The sequence below is a fragment of the Sinorhizobium fredii USDA 205 genome (assembly GCF_001461695.1).
GTDB lineage: Bacteria > Pseudomonadota > Alphaproteobacteria > Rhizobiales > Rhizobiaceae > Sinorhizobium > Sinorhizobium fredii.
In genome coordinates, this window is sequence record NZ_AUTC01000146.1 from 236,877 (window position 1) to 251,803 (window position 14,927).

The 14,927-nt window shown below is 63.2% G+C and carries 13 protein-coding genes and 1 riboswitch; of the genes, 2 read left to right on the forward strand and 11 right to left on the reverse strand.

Annotated features, from left to right (window positions below):
• Positions 1 to 95: 95 nt before the first annotated feature.
• Positions 96 to 1,103 carry a serine hydrolase domain-containing protein gene (locus N181_RS19430; protein WP_060563720.1) on the forward strand — a complete coding sequence of 336 codons (1,008 nt, stop codon included), beginning with the start codon at positions 96 to 98 and terminating at the stop codon, positions 1,101 to 1,103.
• A 112-nt stretch (positions 1,104 to 1,215) separates the two neighbouring features.
• Here N181_RS19430 and N181_RS19435 read toward each other — a convergent pair whose 3' ends face one another.
• Entirely contained in the window at positions 1,216 to 1,875 is a 660-nt protein-coding gene (locus tag N181_RS19435; RefSeq protein ID WP_060563764.1) for a peroxiredoxin, read from the reverse strand.
• Positions 1,876 to 2,083: 208 nt separating this feature from the next.
• A riboswitch (TPP riboswitch) is annotated at positions 2,084 to 2,186 on the forward strand.
• 56 nt (positions 2,187 to 2,242) lie between these two features.
• Here N181_RS19435 and thiD point away from each other — a divergent pair.
• On the forward strand, positions 2,243 to 3,061 hold the full coding sequence (gene thiD, locus N181_RS19440) for a bifunctional hydroxymethylpyrimidine kinase/phosphomethylpyrimidine kinase (protein WP_060563721.1): 819 nt from the start codon (positions 2,243 to 2,245) through the stop codon (positions 3,059 to 3,061).
• Positions 3,062 to 3,216: 155 nt separating this feature from the next.
• Here the strand turns inward: thiD and N181_RS19445 are convergent, their stop codons facing one another.
• The 10 genes from N181_RS19445 to N181_RS19495 form a co-directional block, all read right to left on the reverse strand.
• Positions 3,217 to 5,580 carry a polysaccharide biosynthesis tyrosine autokinase gene (locus tag N181_RS19445; protein WP_037393325.1) on the reverse strand — a complete coding sequence of 788 codons (2,364 nt, stop codon included), beginning with the start codon at positions 5,578 to 5,580 and terminating at the stop codon, positions 3,217 to 3,219.
• 134 nt (positions 5,581 to 5,714) lie between these two features.
• Positions 5,715 to 6,620 (reverse strand): UTP--glucose-1-phosphate uridylyltransferase, encoded by a 906-nt coding sequence (locus N181_RS19450; protein WP_037428759.1) that lies wholly within the window; start codon positions 6,618 to 6,620, stop codon positions 5,715 to 5,717.
• Between the two features lie 4 nt (positions 6,621 to 6,624).
• On the reverse strand, positions 6,625 to 7,662 hold the full coding sequence (locus N181_RS19455) for a glycosyltransferase family 2 protein (RefSeq protein WP_080579006.1): 1,038 nt from the start codon (positions 7,660 to 7,662) through the stop codon (positions 6,625 to 6,627).
• Positions 7,659 to 8,585 carry a glycosyltransferase family 2 protein gene (locus N181_RS19460; protein WP_037428762.1) on the reverse strand — a complete coding sequence of 309 codons (927 nt, stop codon included), beginning with the start codon at positions 8,583 to 8,585 and terminating at the stop codon, positions 7,659 to 7,661. Before N181_RS19460 ends, N181_RS19455 begins: the two co-directional genes overlap by 4 nt.
• Positions 8,582 to 9,577 (reverse strand): glycosyltransferase family 2 protein, encoded by a 996-nt coding sequence (locus tag N181_RS19465; RefSeq protein ID WP_037434864.1) that lies wholly within the window; start codon positions 9,575 to 9,577, stop codon positions 8,582 to 8,584. The genes N181_RS19460 and N181_RS19465 overlap by 4 nt, the downstream gene beginning before the upstream one ends.
• Positions 9,574 to 10,785 carry a glycosyltransferase family protein gene (locus N181_RS19470; protein ID WP_037434862.1) on the reverse strand — a complete coding sequence of 404 codons (1,212 nt, stop codon included), beginning with the start codon at positions 10,783 to 10,785 and terminating at the stop codon, positions 9,574 to 9,576. Before N181_RS19470 ends, N181_RS19465 begins: the two co-directional genes overlap by 4 nt.
• Before the next feature lie 109 nt (positions 10,786 to 10,894).
• Entirely contained in the window at positions 10,895 to 11,689 is a 795-nt protein-coding gene (gene exoK, locus N181_RS19475) for an endo-1,3-1,4-beta-glycanase ExoK (RefSeq protein WP_060563723.1), read from the reverse strand.
• A gap of 835 nt (positions 11,690 to 12,524) precedes the next feature.
• Positions 12,525 to 12,782, reverse strand: coding sequence for a hypothetical protein (locus N181_RS19480; protein WP_037393307.1), 258 nt, complete (start codon positions 12,780 to 12,782; stop codon positions 12,525 to 12,527).
• Between the two features lie 36 nt (positions 12,783 to 12,818).
• A complete protein-coding gene (locus tag N181_RS19485) occupies positions 12,819 to 13,286 on the reverse strand; it encodes a thermonuclease family protein (RefSeq protein ID WP_037428832.1) in 468 nt (155 codons plus the stop codon).
• A 476-nt stretch (positions 13,287 to 13,762) separates the two neighbouring features.
• A complete protein-coding gene (locus tag N181_RS19495) occupies positions 13,763 to 14,788 on the reverse strand; it encodes a glycosyltransferase family 2 protein (protein ID WP_037428787.1) in 1,026 nt (341 codons plus the stop codon).
• Positions 14,789 to 14,927: the final 139 nt, after the last annotated feature.

A 14,927-nucleotide genomic window follows, 5' to 3' on the forward strand; every position in this document is an offset into this window, starting at 1 on the left:
GGGCGGCGGCCGCTGGGAGAGATCCGGATTCACTTCGTCGTGAGCTCCCCGCCGCAAGGGGTGACTTCGCCGCCTGTTCGCACTAGGTCGAAGGCATGATCCGGTTGATGGCCATCGTCCTGGCACTTTTGTTGTCCTTTTCGCCCGCCGTGGCCGAGCAGTTCTCCGTCGTTCGCGAACTACTGACGGAGCTTGCCGATCGGAACGATCTGAAGCCTTTGAAAACCGTCATCGTCGCGCGCCACGGTGAGACGATCGCCGAAAAGGGATATCGCGGCCACTCGCCAGGCGAATCGACCAATATCAAATCCGCATCGAAATCGGTCATATCGGCGCTCGTCGGAATCGCGATCGACAAGGGCCTTCTCGACGGCCCTGAGCAGAAGATTGCGCCGCTTTTGAAGGAGGACCTGCCGTCGTCCGCGGATCCGCGGATCAACGACATCACCATAGGCAACCTGCTTTCGATGCAGGCCGGACTTGGCCGTTTGTCGGGGCCGAACTACGGCCGTTGGGTATCGAGCCGCAATTGGGTTCGCTTCGCCCTCGCACAGCCTTTCGCCGACGAGCCGGGCGGCCGGATGCTCTATTCGACGGCGTCCACCCACCTGCTTTCGGCGATCCTGACCAAGGTTGGCGGCAAGTCGACGCTCGCTCTGGCGCGTGATTGGCTCGGCCCGCTTCAGGGGTTCAGGATCGGTGCCTGGGAACGCGATCCGCAAGGCATCTATCTCGGCGGCAACCAGATGGCGATGAGCGCGAGATCGCTGCTCGCCTTCGGAGAACTATACCGCGAGGGTGGCCGGACGGCGGACGGACGGCAGATCGTACCGGCGGATTGGATCGATCTTTCGTGGCAGCCGCACACGAATTCCTACTTTTCCGGTGACGCCTACGGCTATGGTTGGTTCGCCCGGCAGATCGGCGGCGAGACCGTCCATTTCGCCTGGGGCTACGGAGGCCAGATGCTCTACATCATCCCGTCGCTGAAGCTCACCGTCGTCATGACCTCCGAGGAGACCGGCCCCTCCGCGCGCAGCGGATACCGCGACGCCCTGCATGGCGTTCTGGCGGAGATCGTCAGCGCCGTGAAAACGAATTGATACCACGGCTGCGCGAGCCGACAGCGGATGATGTCGGATCACGGAAGTCGCGAAAGGCTGAAACGAGCCTTTCGCGATCAGCAGTTCATGACGCGACCGAGCGCCAGCCGCCTCAGGCGGTCGGCTGCTTGGTCTTCCTGAGATAGGGAAGGACGGTATCGAAGGAGCCGAAACGCTGGATGGCGTCCTCGTTCGATACGGCCGCCGTGATGATGACGTCCTCGCCCTGTTTCCAGTTTGCCGGCGTTGCGACCTGATGCTTGGCGGTGAGCTGGATGGAATCGATGGCGCGCAGAATCTCGTTGAAGTTGCGGCCGGTGGTCATCGGATAGGTGAGGATCAGCTTGATCTTCTTGTCCGGGCCGATGACATAAACCGAACGCACCGTGGCGTTGTCGGCCGGGGTGCGGCCCTCGGACGTTTCGCCGGCGCCGGCCGGCAGCATGTCGTAGAGCTTGGCCACCTTCAGATCACGGTCGCCGATCAGCGGATATTCGACATCGAAACCGGTCGCGACCTTGATGTCGTTCTTCCATTTGGCGTGGCTGTCGACGGGATCGACCGAAATGCCGATGATCTTGACGCCGCGCTTGCGGAAATCACCTTCGACGCCGGCCATGGCGCCGAGTTCGGTGGTGCAGACGGGCGTGAAATTCTTCGGATGGGAGAAGAGAACTGCCCAGCCATCGCCGATCCATTCATGGAAGTTGATCGGGCCGTGCGTCGTTTCGGCGGTGAAATCGGGGGCGGTTTCGTTGATGCGGAGGCTCATGGCTTGCTCCTTTCGGGTCGGCAGGAATGGCCCAAGAATAGCGCAATCAACGGAGTTTTCGAGGAGGAAACGCGCGATCGGCGTCGTCAAGCGAAATAGCCGCGGCGTGTTCCTGCCGGTTCGGAGAAAATTCTTCTCTGACAAGATGTTAGTCTTCTGCCGCGAGAATCGCGCGTTGACACAGACCGACCGCTGCCGCATAGAATGCCGCCATTCCGAGGGGAGCGCCGAGCGGCGCTGAGACGGCGGTGAGCCGGACCCTTGAACCTGATCCGGGTCATGCCGGCGTAGGAACGGAACGAGGCTGCCCTCACCACGTCTTCGCCGTCACCTGGGTCTCCGTGATTTTTCGTCAGGAGATCGACCAATGCCGCCTCTTCCTTCCTTCCCGCCGATTGCACTGACGATTGCCGGATCGGATTCAGGCGGCGGGGCCGGTATCCAGGCCGATCTGAAGACCTTTTCGGCCCTTGGCGTCTACGGCGCCAGCGTCGTGACGGCGATTACGGCGCAGAACACGAAGGGCGTCACCGCAGTCGAGGACGTCTCACCAGAGATCGTTGCCGCGCAGATCGATGCGGTCTTTTCCGATCTCGACGTGAAGGCGGTCAAGATCGGCATGGTCTCGCGGCGGGAAACGATCATCGCCATCGCCGAAGGCTTGCGCCGCTTCGACAGGCAAGCGGTCGTCGATCCGGTCATGGTCGCGACATCCGGCGATGCGTTGCTGCAGCCGGATGCCATGGCCGCGCTCACGCGCGAGCTTCTGCCTCTGGCGATCGTCGTCACACCCAATCTGCCGGAGGCAGCACTTCTTACCGGTCGGCCGATCGCCGAGGATGAAGCCGAGATGGCCCGCCAGGCCGAGGCGCTGATGAGGGCGGGCGCGCGCTCCGTGTTGATCAAGGGAGGACACCTGCAGGGCAGCGACGCCACCGATCTGTTCTTTGATGGCGATCGGCTCGTCCGGTTCCCCGCAAAGCGCGTCGAGACGCGCAACGATCACGGCACCGGCTGTACGCTTTCGGCGGCGATCGCCGCCGGTGTTGCCAAGGGGCAGTCGCTCGCCGAGGCGGCGGGCGCCGCGAAGGCCTATCTGCACGCGGCGATCTCCGCCGCCGACAGGCTCAAGGTGGGTGAGGGGCGGGGACCCGTACACCATTTTCACGGGTGGTGGTCGCGCTGAGGCAGTCTGCTGCATGTTTCTATCCCTAGATCGCAGCCGATCTAGGGATAGAAACATGCAGCAATTCAAAGTGCTACAGCGACCTTTGTGCGTCTGATAAGACGCACGTCGCTGTAGTGCAGGCGACCGACATTCGGCGGCCGCCTGGACGCCGGTCAGGCGGCGGTGTGCCGGTTCGTGACGCCTTCCTCGATATAGTACTTGCCGTAGCGGTGGCGATACTTCTCTGCGCCGCCGAAGTCGCTGTATTTTTCGAGTTCGTCCATGTCGGTCTTGTTGAGGATCACGCCGAGGACCTTGGCATCGATCTGCGGCTCGGAATTGAGGAGGTCGCGAACGAGCCTCGAGGGCGTCCGGCCCCATTCCGCGACGAAGAGGACGCCGTCGGCGAGCGGCGCGAAGGCCTTCGCATCGACGACCGGAGCAAGCGCGGCAAGATCGACCACGACGTAGTCGAAGGAATTGCGGGCATTCTCGATCAGTCCCGCCATCGCCGGTGAGGCGAGCAGTTCGTTGCTCTGGTGCCTGCGATCCGACGCTCCACCGCCGGCCGGCAGGATCGCCAGCTTCGTGCGCTGGTCCACCTTGATACCGGCGGGCCAGGTCGCCTCGCCCGTCAGCGTCTCGACCAACCCCGTGCGCGGCGCAGGGGTGATCATCTGGGTGAGCCCCGGCTTGCGGATGTCGGCGTCGATCAGCAGGGTCCGCTTGCCGCTGGAGGCGAGCAACGCCGCGAAGTTTGCAGCGACGATCGACTTGCCCTCGTCCGGAAGAGCGGAGACGATCGCGATGACGCGACTCTCGTTACCGGGCAGCATGTGATCGCAGGCGAGCTTGGCATTCCGGAACGTTTCCGCGAAGGCGGAGCGCGGTGCGTCGAGCACGACGCGCGACAGGCGTTGGAACGGCGTGGCGTCGTGCGACGGATCGTGTGGTTGCCGATCCGATCCGAAGCGGGCGCGCACGAGCTCTGTCGTTTTCTTCGTCCGTGTGCCGATCAGCGGAACATAGCCGAGCGAGCGGTGGCCGAGCACGGAGCGCACGTCACCTTCAAGCCGGAAGGTCCTTTCGCGGAATTCGAGGAATGCGGCATAGGCGCCGCCGACCATCAGGCCGAGCACGGCCGAAAGTGCCAGCGTCATGGTCTTCTTGGGGCTCGATGGCGCCGTCGGAACGCCGGCCTCGGAAATGACGCGCGCCTTGGCGATCGGGAAGGACTGCTGCTGCGTCGCCTGTTCGTAGCGGCCGAGATAGGATTCGTAGAGCGTCTTTAGCGCCGCCGACTTCTGCTCGAGAACCCGCAACTGGACGAGCGACTTGCTGGATTCCGAATTCTTGCCGGCGATTCCCTCGATGCTCTTGCGCAGCGACGCCTCGCGCGAGCGCGCGACTTCGAACTCGTTCTTGTAGCTTGCCGTCAATTGCTGCAGTTCCTGGTAGATCTGCCGCCCGATGTCATCCTTCTCGGCCCGGAGCGAGACCGCCTGCGGGTGGTCCTCGCCGAAGTTTTGGGCCACCTCCTGCTCGCGCTTGCCGATGGCGAGATAGCGGGTGCGGAGGTCCCGGATCACCGAATTGTCGCCCTCCTTGGGAGAGATGGTGGCGTTGTTGACGCCGGCTTCCTGCCCTTGATCGATGATCGACTTGAACTGTTCGTAGCGGGCCGAGGCACTGGCCGAGTCCGCCTGGGCGACGATCAGCTGGCTGTTGAGGTCGGAGAGTTGTTGTTCGGACATCAGTTCGCCGCGCGCGGCCGTCAGGCCGCTCTCGCTGCGGAATTGTTCGACCTCGAGGGCGGCTGCCTGCGAGCGCTGCCGTAGATCGTCGAGCCGCTCCTGCAGCCAGACCGATGCCCGCTCCGTCGCTTCGAAGTTCGCATTCAGCTGGTCCGTCAGATAGGAGTCGGCATAGGTTCTGACGACCGTTGCAGCAAGCTGCTGATCGCTCGCGCGGTAGGAGAGTGCAATCACCGAACTGCGGCCAACGCGTTCCACATAGAGCGACTGCTGCAGGAGGGCGGCAGCCTTCAGGCGGCGGCCATTGCGCGCCGCTTCCTCGGAGACGCCCGGCCCACCGGAAAAGAGGCCGGTTGCCGTCCTCAGCCAGTCCTTGAGGACGGCGACCGGGGAACGCGGGGGATTGACGAGCGTGTCGTTCTCGGAAAGGTTGAGCTTGTCGACGACGCGCAGCGCCAGTTCCCCTGACTTCAGGATCTCGACCGCACTGGCGATCTGCGTATCGAGCATCTGGCTGTTCGTCGGCACCGGCTCTTCCTCGGCATATTTCGACAGGTTGTCGTCGAGGAGGATCTGCGTCAGAGACGTGTAGAAGGGTGTCGCGAACAGCAGATAGGCGGCCCCAAGCAGAATGAAGAGCACCACGAAAGCCGCAACGAGCCTTGCCCGGCGGACGACGACGGCCAGCAGACGATCGAGATCGATAAAGCCGTCAGACTGCTCTTCGCGGGGCACGATGCTCAAGGGTACACTTCTCTGTTTCATGGGGGCCGTTCTGTTCATCTTGTTCTCCGGTCCTCCTGCATGCTCATTGAAAACATGCAGTATTTCAAAGTGCTACAGCGACTTTGCGCGTTTCGTAAGACGCGCGGCGCCGTAGTCCCGGCCGCCCTATCGGGCGGCCGGTGGTTTCGCGCTTATGCCGCCCGGATGCGGCTTTCGTGAGACAGGACGATCTCGCGAACCGATTCGAAAACGATGTCGCCGATATCCGCGCGGGCGAGCGCAAAGGCGACATTGGCCTCGATGAAGCCCTGCTTCGAGCCGCAATCGAAGGTACGGCCTTCATAGGGATGGGCATGGAAGGGCTGGTCCGCCGAAAGGTTCAGCATGCCGTCGGTGAGCTGGATCTCGTTGCCGGCACCGCGTGCCTGGTGCGCGAGAATGGAAAAGATCTCCGGCTGCAGGATATAGCGGCCGTTGAGATAAAAGTTGGATGGCGCCTGGCCCGCCGGCGGCTTCTCGACCATCTGCGTCACCGAGAAGCCGTGCCGAACCGTGTCGCCCTTGCCGACGATGCCGTATTTCGAAGCCTCCTCGGGGGCGCATTGCTCGACCGCGACAACATTGCCGCCGACCTCGCGGTAGAGGTCCATGAGCCCGGCCATGCAGCCGCGTGCGCCATAGGAGACCATGTCCGGCAGCAGCAGCGCGAAGGGCTCGTCGCCGATCAGCTCGCGCGCGCACCACACCGCGTGGCCGAGGCCGAGCGGCGCCTGCTGGCGCGTGAAGCTGACCGAGCCGGCCTTCGGCAGCATGGCCTCGAGTTCAGAGATCTGCGCATTCTTGCCGGAGCGCGACAGCGACGAGATGAGTTCGGGCGTGTCGTCGAAATGGTCCTCGATCACCTGCTTGTTGCGGCTGGTGACGAAGACGATGTGCTCGATGCCGGCCTGACGTGCCTCATCGACGGCGTATTGGACGACGGGCCGATCGACGATCGTCAACATTTCTTTCGGCACGGCCTTTGTCGCAGGAAGGAACCTCGTCCCGTTTCCTGCGACCGGGATCACTGCTTTCCTGACGGTCCTGATGCGGTCCATTTTGTTATCCTTTGCTTGTGTGAGGATCATTGCCCAGCGGGGATCGTTCAGCCGCCACCGTGATCGGGGCGGGTTGCGGCGCCCGCGCCGCCAGGCGGCGCAATCGCGCGGCGATCGGCATCCTGAGATGCCGAAGCGCAAAGGGGTCGGCGAGCGCGGTCCTCAGCGCTCCAGCCAACGATCTCGATTTCAATTGCTCGACGAGAAGGAGAAAAGAGCGCGCCTGACGGAACCCACGCGCCCGTTTGCGTTGCATCCTTCGCGACAGCGGATCGAGAATGTGTTGGCACAGGAACGCCGCGTCGGCCGCCATCATCGCGTCAATGTGTTCGAGCTTCAGCACGCGCGAGATCGAGCCCTCGCGGATATGATAGGTGTAGCCGGCGGAGGGCTCGACGGCGCAGCGGCCGCCACAGGCAAGCGCGGATGCGAGCAGGATGTAGTCCTCGCCGATCCTCAGCGACTCGTCGAAGGAAAGGCCATGTTCGGCGAGGAAGCGGCGCTCGAACACTGGCTTCATATAGCCATAATTGTGCTCGGAGCGGAAAATCACATTCGACTCGATGAAGGCCGGCAGGGTCAGTGCGGGCAGCGCCTCGAGTTCGGCGTCTTCGAACATCCGGACATTGCTTCCGTCGAGCGACAGCACGTCGAGATTGTCGACGACGATCTGCGCTCCGGCCGCTTCGGCACGCCCAGTCATCCGCGCCAGCCGTCCGGGGCGCACCGTGTCGTCCGAATCGAGAACGGCGATCCAGCGGCCGCGCGCCGCCTCGAAGCCGGCATTGCGGGCCCCGCCCGGACCGCGATTGCGCTCAAGCGCAATGAGCCGGACCCTCGGGTCGTCGATAGCCGTGACAAGAGCGGCCGTCGCATCCGAGGAGCAGTCGTCGACAACGACCACCTCGACCGTGACGCCCTCCTGGGCAAGGGCACTGCCGACCGCACGGGTAATCGTATCGGCAGCATTGTAGGCGGCGACTACGAAGGTGACATCGGGCTCGTTCGCGGGCGAGTTCATAGGATCGTTAAGGGCGGTCATTGGGAGGTCAACTCGGCTGCTCCGTATTGCTCGAGCTCCTTGTGTCCGAGAAGGCCGCTGATCACGCCGGCATGCAGTGCGGCGCGCAGGGCATAGCGATTTCGGCGGACAGCTGAGGGTAGGAGGAGGATCGTTGCGACTGCACAGAAGGTCACCTTGGAGGTCGCCAGCGCAAGGCTCAGGGGGTACCCCGGACCGCTCGCCTTTTCTGTCAGCAGCCGGCCGTGGGTCTGGCCGGAACGGAAGCGGCGCTTGGCAAGCCAGCCAATCGATGCCCGACTTTCCGGCACCGGCTCATGCACCCAGGCGTCCTGCGCAAAGGCGATCGTTCCGCCTGCCTGGTGCATGCCGGTAAAGAAGTCGGTGTCCTCGCCTCCGCTTTTGCCGAGCGCGAGCTTGAAGCGGCGGCTATGGAGCGACGGGGCCTTGAGCCGGAGCAGGGCGTTGCAGGTATAGCCGGTGCGGATTTCGCCCCTGACCCAGACCGGAAACGTCGAGTGGAAGTCGCCGCGGCGCATCCAGGCGGGCGCCGACGGCGCGTAGTGGGCCCGGACCGGGCCGAGGATTGCGTCCGCGCCGGTCGCCTGCGCCTCTTCCAGGAGGCGCACCAGCCAATCGCGCGAGGCGGTCTCGTCGTCGTCGATGAAGGCGAGCAGGTCGCCGGTGCTGTTGTCGAGACAGGCATTGCGGGCGATCGAGATATTCGAAGCGGGGCAATGGACATAGGTGACCTCGAAAGGCATCTCCGGCCGGAGTTCCTCGACGAGCGCCCTGGCGCTCGGCGTGGCATCGTTGTCGGCAACGATGAGGCGCAGCGTCGCCCTGGCGGGGATGGTCGCCGCCGCAAGCGACCGGAGCGTTGCGGCGAGTTCGGGGCGCCGGAAGGTGCAGACGCCAATGTCGATCTGAAAGGTCGCGCTCATTGCGGCACCCGACGCCGGAAATCGAGAAGTTCCCGCCAGAAGCCGGCCGACCAGGCGAGGTGCATTACCATGGCCGAGACCGCTGCGAGCGGCCCATATGGATTGCGCTCACTGACCGCCATCCAGACGCCGTAGCCGAGGCATGCCGCCGCCCAGACGCCGAAGGGGATGATTGCCGCCCAGTTGATGATGGCGAGAAGCGCGCCGAACGCGACGGGCGCGACGCCAAGCGGCAGCATCTGCCGGAGGCCGGGCATGGCGCGGTGCTTTAGGATGTTCTTCGCGCGGCCGCGGCCATAGCCGAAATATTGCTTGAAAAGCGGTACGATCCTGGTGCGCGGGTAGTAGACCATGCTGGTCCTGTCGGTCATCCAGATGCGGTAGCCGGCCCTACCAAGGCGATAATCCAGTTCGGCATCCTCGTTGTGACTGAAGGTCTCGTCATAACCCCCGACCGCTGCGAAGGCGGCAATGCGCATCAGGGCATGATGGCCGTGCTCGGCCCAGTGCCCTGCGGCACCCGTCCGGTGCTTGGAACCGCCATTGCCGAGCTTGGAGTTCTGCGCGTAGGCCGTCGCCTTCTGGAAGGTGCTGAACCCTTCGGTTTGCATGGCGACGACCACCGAGTCGGCTCCGGTTGCGAGCGCCTCCTCCACGAGACGTTCGCAATAGTCGTCCGGGTAGGTCGCATGCGCATCGATGCGGATCAGGTAGTCGAAGCCCGGACCGAGCTCGGCGACCGCCCGGTTGACGGCGGCGCTCTGGATTCGCTTTGGATTGTCGAGGAAAAGGACGCGCGGGTCCTCTTCGCAAAGGCGCCGAGCGATGTCGCGCGTGCCATCGGTGCTGCCGCCGTCGGCGATGACGACCTTCGCCTCGAGGACGTCGAGCGAGGGGCGCAGCTTCTCGATGAGCGCCTCGATATGCAGCGCTTCATTGAGGCAGGGTATGACGATGAGGGTCGATGGCGACGCCGGACTGACCGCGGTCATAGCAATCCACTTTCGTTGTGACGGGCTTCCGCAAGGGCAGCGGCCGGGATGATCGTCTGTGGCGCGTCGTGGGTGAGCGTTGCCAGCCGCCGCACCAGTGTCTCGCAATCGGAGCGGTCAAAGACCCAGGTGGCCGGATGACAGCGGCCGATGCGATCGGCCGCTTCGGCAAAGAGGTCCGGCGTCATCGAGCCCAGGAGCGCGGCAAGACTGTCGGCGTCGGCATCGTCGAGCACCAGGCCGATGCCGCGCACGGCGAGAAAGCGCGCCGTCTCCGTGCCTTTCATGGCGATCGGTATGCGGGCCTGCCGGCACCCTTCGTAGAGCCGGTTGGGCAGCAGCCAGGACGAGTTCTGGCCTTCCTCGAAGAAGTCGATCGCCCAGGTGAAGTGGACGTCGCCGTAGATCGCGGCGAGGTCCTCCGGATTGCGATAGGCACCGCCAAACCGCATGAACGGCTCGTTCTGCACGAAGCCGTCGAAATCCTTGAATTCCGAGTAGGCCGGCCGGCCGCGCAGAATGACCTCGAAGCGACCCTCCATCCTGCGGGAAAAGTCGGCGAGAAGGCTGAGCGACTTGCGGCAGCGCAGCGCTCCGAACCAACCGATCTTCCAGGGTACGCCGGGCGGCGGATATCGGGCGGGCGCATCCCCCGGTAGCGTGCTTCCGTCGATTTCAAGCACTTTGTTCTCGAGCAGCATCGGCGGCGCCTCGATGCCCGAAAGGGGGCGGAAGTAGTGTTCGATGAAAGCTGGCGAACTGGTGATCAGTGAGCGCGCGTCGCGGCCGAGGCGGGCCTCCGCGGCGCGCAAGCTACGACCGACGAGATCCTTGCGCAGCATCAGCCGGTGAATGTCGAGACACTCGTAGACCATCGGAACGTCGCCGCCGAAGAGAGTGACGGCGCGTTGGGCGACGGCCAGCATTTCGAGATTGCGGGCGATGATGAGATCGGGCTTTCGAACCTGCCCGAGCCGGCTCTTCAGCGACAGGCAGGCGGCCGCGACCGCGCCGAGCCGCTGTGCGAAGCGGCCGTCCGCCGTCGTCCCGAGTTCGATCGCCTCGACACCGCCTACAGCCGCGAGCGGATTTCCACCGCGGCGGAAGCCTGCCAGCGTGACATGGGCGCCGCCGGCAACCAGCGTGAGCGTCCTGCGCCGCACGGCGGGATCGGCAAGGTCCTGTGCCAAATAGAGTATCTGCAGCATGAAAACATCCGTTTCCCTGCTCAGCCCGGGCCGAGCTTAGTTCGATTTTTTGTGCAGCGCAACAAGTTGTTGCGATTGCTCACTAAATGGTCATTTGCTCAGAATGTCGTCAGTCCAGCCGGCAGGCGACCGACTCGGCGAACTGGCACTTGTCGCCAGGCGCGGTGAAGGCGACGCGATCGACCTGGAGCCTTGTCGGCTCCTTGTAGGAGAAGGTGCCCATCCAATCGCTGAGGGTGTCCGTTCCCCACAGGCTGAAGAAGATCTTTTGCGCGTTCACCGGGATATTGGCGGGATCGGTGACTTCGTGAACCAACTCGCCATTGATGTAGTAGCGGAGCCGGTCCTTCTCCCAGACGAAGGCGTAGTCGTTGAAGCCCTGGTTGGCGCCGCCCGGCACGTCGGCGAGGAATTCATTGCCACCCTTCGCCGACACATACTGATTGATCTGAACTTTCGCGGTGTTCTTGCCGAGCACCTCGAAATCGATCTCGTCATGCGGCTTCTTGTCGCTCGGGCCGATATAGGTGAAGAAGGCCGAGTTCAGGCCCGAACCGTCGGCCGCCTTGATTCTCGCCTCGTAGGTGCCGTAGCCGAAGCGCTTGCGGGTCTGGATCTCGCCGCAGGCGAAATTGCGTTTGCCTTCCTTGCGCTCTTCGAAGCCCAGTTCGAGAATTCCGTCGACGATCTTCACCTGCTTCTTCGACCAGGTGCAGTTCTGGTGAGCTCCGTTGTCCCAGCCATCCGAGACAAACCAGGTCTTGCTGTCCAGCTTGTCGAAGTCATCCAGGAACGAAGCGCCGTTGGCTCCCTCCTGCGCCGTGGCATTGCTGACGCTGCAGGTGAGGGGAAGTGCGGTGACAAGGGCGAGGCACCAAAGGCGCCCATAGCGGTCGGATTTCATTGTCTTGCTGCCTTTGCTGCATTCGGTCCGGGGGGTCATGGAGGTCCGAGTAAAGCTCGACTGAGGGTTGTGATGGCCGCGCAGCAACGCGGCACCTCGAAGCAGCACAGCGCGCACGAGGTTTATCCGCGTCGAGACATAAGCGCCCATAGTCACGATATCGGTTACTCCTATCGGGCGGCGCCTCTAAGCGCCGTTTCAACGGAGCGGAATTAAGCTCACACCGAACAAACTAGGGCATTTGCAAAGAGAAAATATGGCAGTGCAGCAGAAAAGTGATGGAAGTCATGCTGCACTGCACCCAAGCGGCGAAGTTTTTGCGAACAGGCCCGGATCTGCCTGAGGCACCCATTCAGGATAAATCCCTGTTTCCTCGCATGTTGCGAAAACTGTGCCCCGCAAAATTTGGGGGCAATTACGAGTTGTGTGAAGAGGTTGTGAATTTTCCTCAACGCACCCGATTTTTTCGGCGTGGATCCGATGTCTGGGTGGCTGCGAGGGGAAATGCGGCAAGGATGAGGCGGGGCTTTGCTGGTTGGCGCTGCCGCTCAATGTAAATCGATTCGCATTCCTGACTGAATGCCGAGCCGGAGGCGGGGTGCCACTTCGGCTCACCAAGGCCCGTCTGCGGTGCGCCCAAGGGTGCGATCCACGTTAGAATGCCCCTAAAATGTTACTGGAAAATTGCTGCGCCTACGACAATAGTATATCCATACTTTAGTGCTTTCAGTACCAAAGCAAGCCCGCCGCGCAAGCGGCGGGTTTTTTGCGAGCAGCGGTTCCAAGTGCTACGACGCTGTTGGGAGACGCACCGTTGCCTGCAAATCGAGCTTGGCTACTCGCCCTTGGGCTTGGTCGAGATGATGTCGGGAGCGCTTTCCCGAAAAGGCTTCTTCAGGTCGTCAAGCTCGGCCTGACGCTCGGCCGCAACGATCGGCTCCTTTGATTTCAGCGAAGGCTTCAGGATTGCGAACAGCAGGCCTATCGGGCCCAGCACGCAACCGATCAGCAGCCAAAGTAGACTGTGCCCGCCTCTGACCGCAGCGACGAGCGCAGTCGCGATGGCGCAAAAAATCCAGAACTCGATAACCATTGACTCTCACTTGCCACCTGCGAGGGAAATCCTCGCTTACTCCTCCACCACGGCACCGGTGCGTTCTGCTCTGCGGTGCCCCCGCCACATTCCGGCCCCAATCGATCGTGCCACTTCCTGTGCGGCGGCGTACAGTCCCCTGTTGGGATTATCACGGTTTATTGCGTAGCCGGATTCAACCATCCACCGGTTGACGTCTTTCCCGTCCGCTCGGAAGCATGTGCCGACATAGCGACCGTAGCGGTCGCGGCTCGAGAATTCGCAGCGTGTGGGGCGGGATGCTGACAGAAATGCGTCCAGGGCCAGCGACGATTCCTTTCCGCACTGATAGTCTGCACCGGTTTGGTCGAGGCAGAACTGCCAGTCTTCCGGTGCATCCACCCCGGAAAGTTGGATGCGTTCGCCTGCGATTTCAATGGTGTCGCCATCGACCACGAAGGCGTCGCCGATGATCGGGCCCGTCTGCGCGGCGGCGGCCGCCGTGGCCAGCAGAACAAGCGTCACCGCCGCCGTCCTCGTCGGAAACCACGGCGAGCGCCCTCGTGCTTGCGGCCGGCAGGGTCTTGCGGTGAGAGTCATCGCGGCAATCCGACTGCCGATCATGCGCGTCCATCCAGCCCACTGTTCCGGGTGAGCCTAACTCACGGCGGGCGCGGTTCGCATCCTTCAAATGCTAGGGGGAGGCCTCGAGACCGGTGGATATTGGCAATTGCGACTGAAGCGGTCGTCGACCCCTTCAGTCGCATTCGTCAAAGGATCCAAGGATTTGCGATCAGAAGACGAACATGTAGAGCAGGATGATGACGATCAGGGGGACACCCATCAGCCAGAGAACGATGCCTTTCATTTCGATATCCCGGTAGTTGTTGACCATGCCGGGGTAACGCCGCGCGAAGAAAAGCGTTCCTGCTGCCGGCGACGCGCAACAAGGTTCAACCGGTCGGCGGCGGAGCGGCACCGTCCCGCTTCAGCAGTCGCGCCTACTCGGCTCGTTCCAACGCAAATGCGTCGAGCAGGTAGCGTATGTCGCCCGTTCCGCCGAGCGCCACCGGAGCGGCTGACCGGGAACGCCGGAACTGCTCGGTCTTGTCGCCGATGATTCCGCCGACGATTGCCGGCAGGGCGCCGGGATGCGCCAGGGCATAGGCGAAGGCGCTGGCGATCCCTTCGCTGCGCTTGAGGTCCAGGAAATGCCGCAACTCGTAGCGGCCGCGAATATGGCGTTCGTGCCGCCGCAACACCGCGGCGGCTTCGCCGCTCAGGCGGGCTTCGGCGAGGATGGCGCGATCGGCCTCGTAGAGACGCCGCAAGTCGATCGTTCGGTGGCTGCCGCTCAAGGAATCGCCCCGCACCACCGCCGCATAGCCGCAGCTATGGATGACCTTGTAGCGCGCGCCACGCGCGAGCGCCCTGGCATAGAGGTCGAAGTCCTCGCCGAGGCGCAACGTCTCACGATAGCGAAGGTCGAATTGGTCGAGGAACGAGCGCCGCATCAGCGGCTTCAGGAAGCCGATCTCACCACGCCGCACGCCGCGTCGCGAAATATTGCCTTCAACAAAGCCGACGAGGTCGAGGAGGCGGGGACTGGGCGCGAAGCGCTGGATCTTCCGTGCCGCGCCTGTTGCCTGCCCGGCATCGATGAAGGCGATGTTGTCGGCGATGAAATCCCAATCGTCCTGTGCAAGCAATTGGCCCATCCGCCCCGGAAAGAAGAAGTCGTCCGCATCCAGTATGCCAAGAAGCGGGGATTTCGAAACGGCAATCGCATGGTTGCGGGCTGCGGCGGGACCGCGGTTCTCTTCGAAGCGGACGACATTCAAACGCCCGCTGCCGTCGGCGGCGGCACGCGCTACGGCTGCGGTATCATCGGTCGAGCCGTCGTCGATGACGACGACTTCCGCGACTTCCGGTTCCCCGAGCGCCGAGGCGATGGCTCTGGGAATCGTATCGGCGGCATTCTTGGCGGCAATGATAATGCAGACATTCGTCGGCGCGGCTGCGGTCATGGGGGCCTCCAGCGGGGTCAGCGGATGCGTCTTGTTGCGCGGGTCCTGCCGCAGCTTGCCTTCGATCGGAACCGTTCGGAGGACAAAGACATGCAGCGTTCGAGGTGCTACAGCGACCTAATGGGCCTAGAAGGACGCA

Excerpts from the sequence above, each read along its gene's own strand:
- N181_RS19430 (WP_060563720.1), top strand. The coding sequence starts at position 96 with ATGATCCGGTTGATGGCCATCGTCCTGGCACTTTTGTTGTCCTTTTCG.
- N181_RS19435 (WP_060563764.1), bottom strand. The coding sequence starts at position 1,875 with ATGAGCCTCCGCATCAACGAAACCGCCCCCGATTTCACCGCCGAAACG.
- thiD (WP_060563721.1), top strand. The coding sequence starts at position 2,243 with ATGCCGCCTCTTCCTTCCTTCCCGCCGATTGCACTGACGATTGCCGGA.
- N181_RS19445 (WP_037393325.1), bottom strand. The coding sequence starts at position 5,580 with ATGAACAGAACGGCCCCCATGAAACAGAGAAGTGTACCCTTGAGCATC.
- N181_RS19450 (WP_037428759.1), bottom strand. The coding sequence starts at position 6,620 with ATGGACCGCATCAGGACCGTCAGGAAAGCAGTGATCCCGGTCGCAGGA.
- N181_RS19455 (WP_080579006.1), bottom strand. The coding sequence starts at position 7,662 with ATGACCGCCCTTAACGATCCTATGAACTCGCCCGCGAACGAGCCCGAT.
- N181_RS19460 (WP_037428762.1), bottom strand. The coding sequence starts at position 8,585 with ATGAGCGCGACCTTTCAGATCGACATTGGCGTCTGCACCTTCCGGCGC.
- N181_RS19465 (WP_037434864.1), bottom strand. The coding sequence starts at position 9,577 with ATGACCGCGGTCAGTCCGGCGTCGCCATCGACCCTCATCGTCATACCC.
- N181_RS19470 (WP_037434862.1), bottom strand. The coding sequence starts at position 10,785 with ATGCTGCAGATACTCTATTTGGCACAGGACCTTGCCGATCCCGCCGTG.
- exoK (WP_060563723.1), bottom strand. The coding sequence starts at position 11,689 with ATGAAATCCGACCGCTATGGGCGCCTTTGGTGCCTCGCCCTTGTCACC.
- N181_RS19480 (WP_037393307.1), bottom strand. The coding sequence starts at position 12,782 with ATGGTTATCGAGTTCTGGATTTTTTGCGCCATCGCGACTGCGCTCGTC.
- N181_RS19495 (WP_037428787.1), bottom strand. The coding sequence starts at position 14,788 with ATGACCGCAGCCGCGCCGACGAATGTCTGCATTATCATTGCCGCCAAG.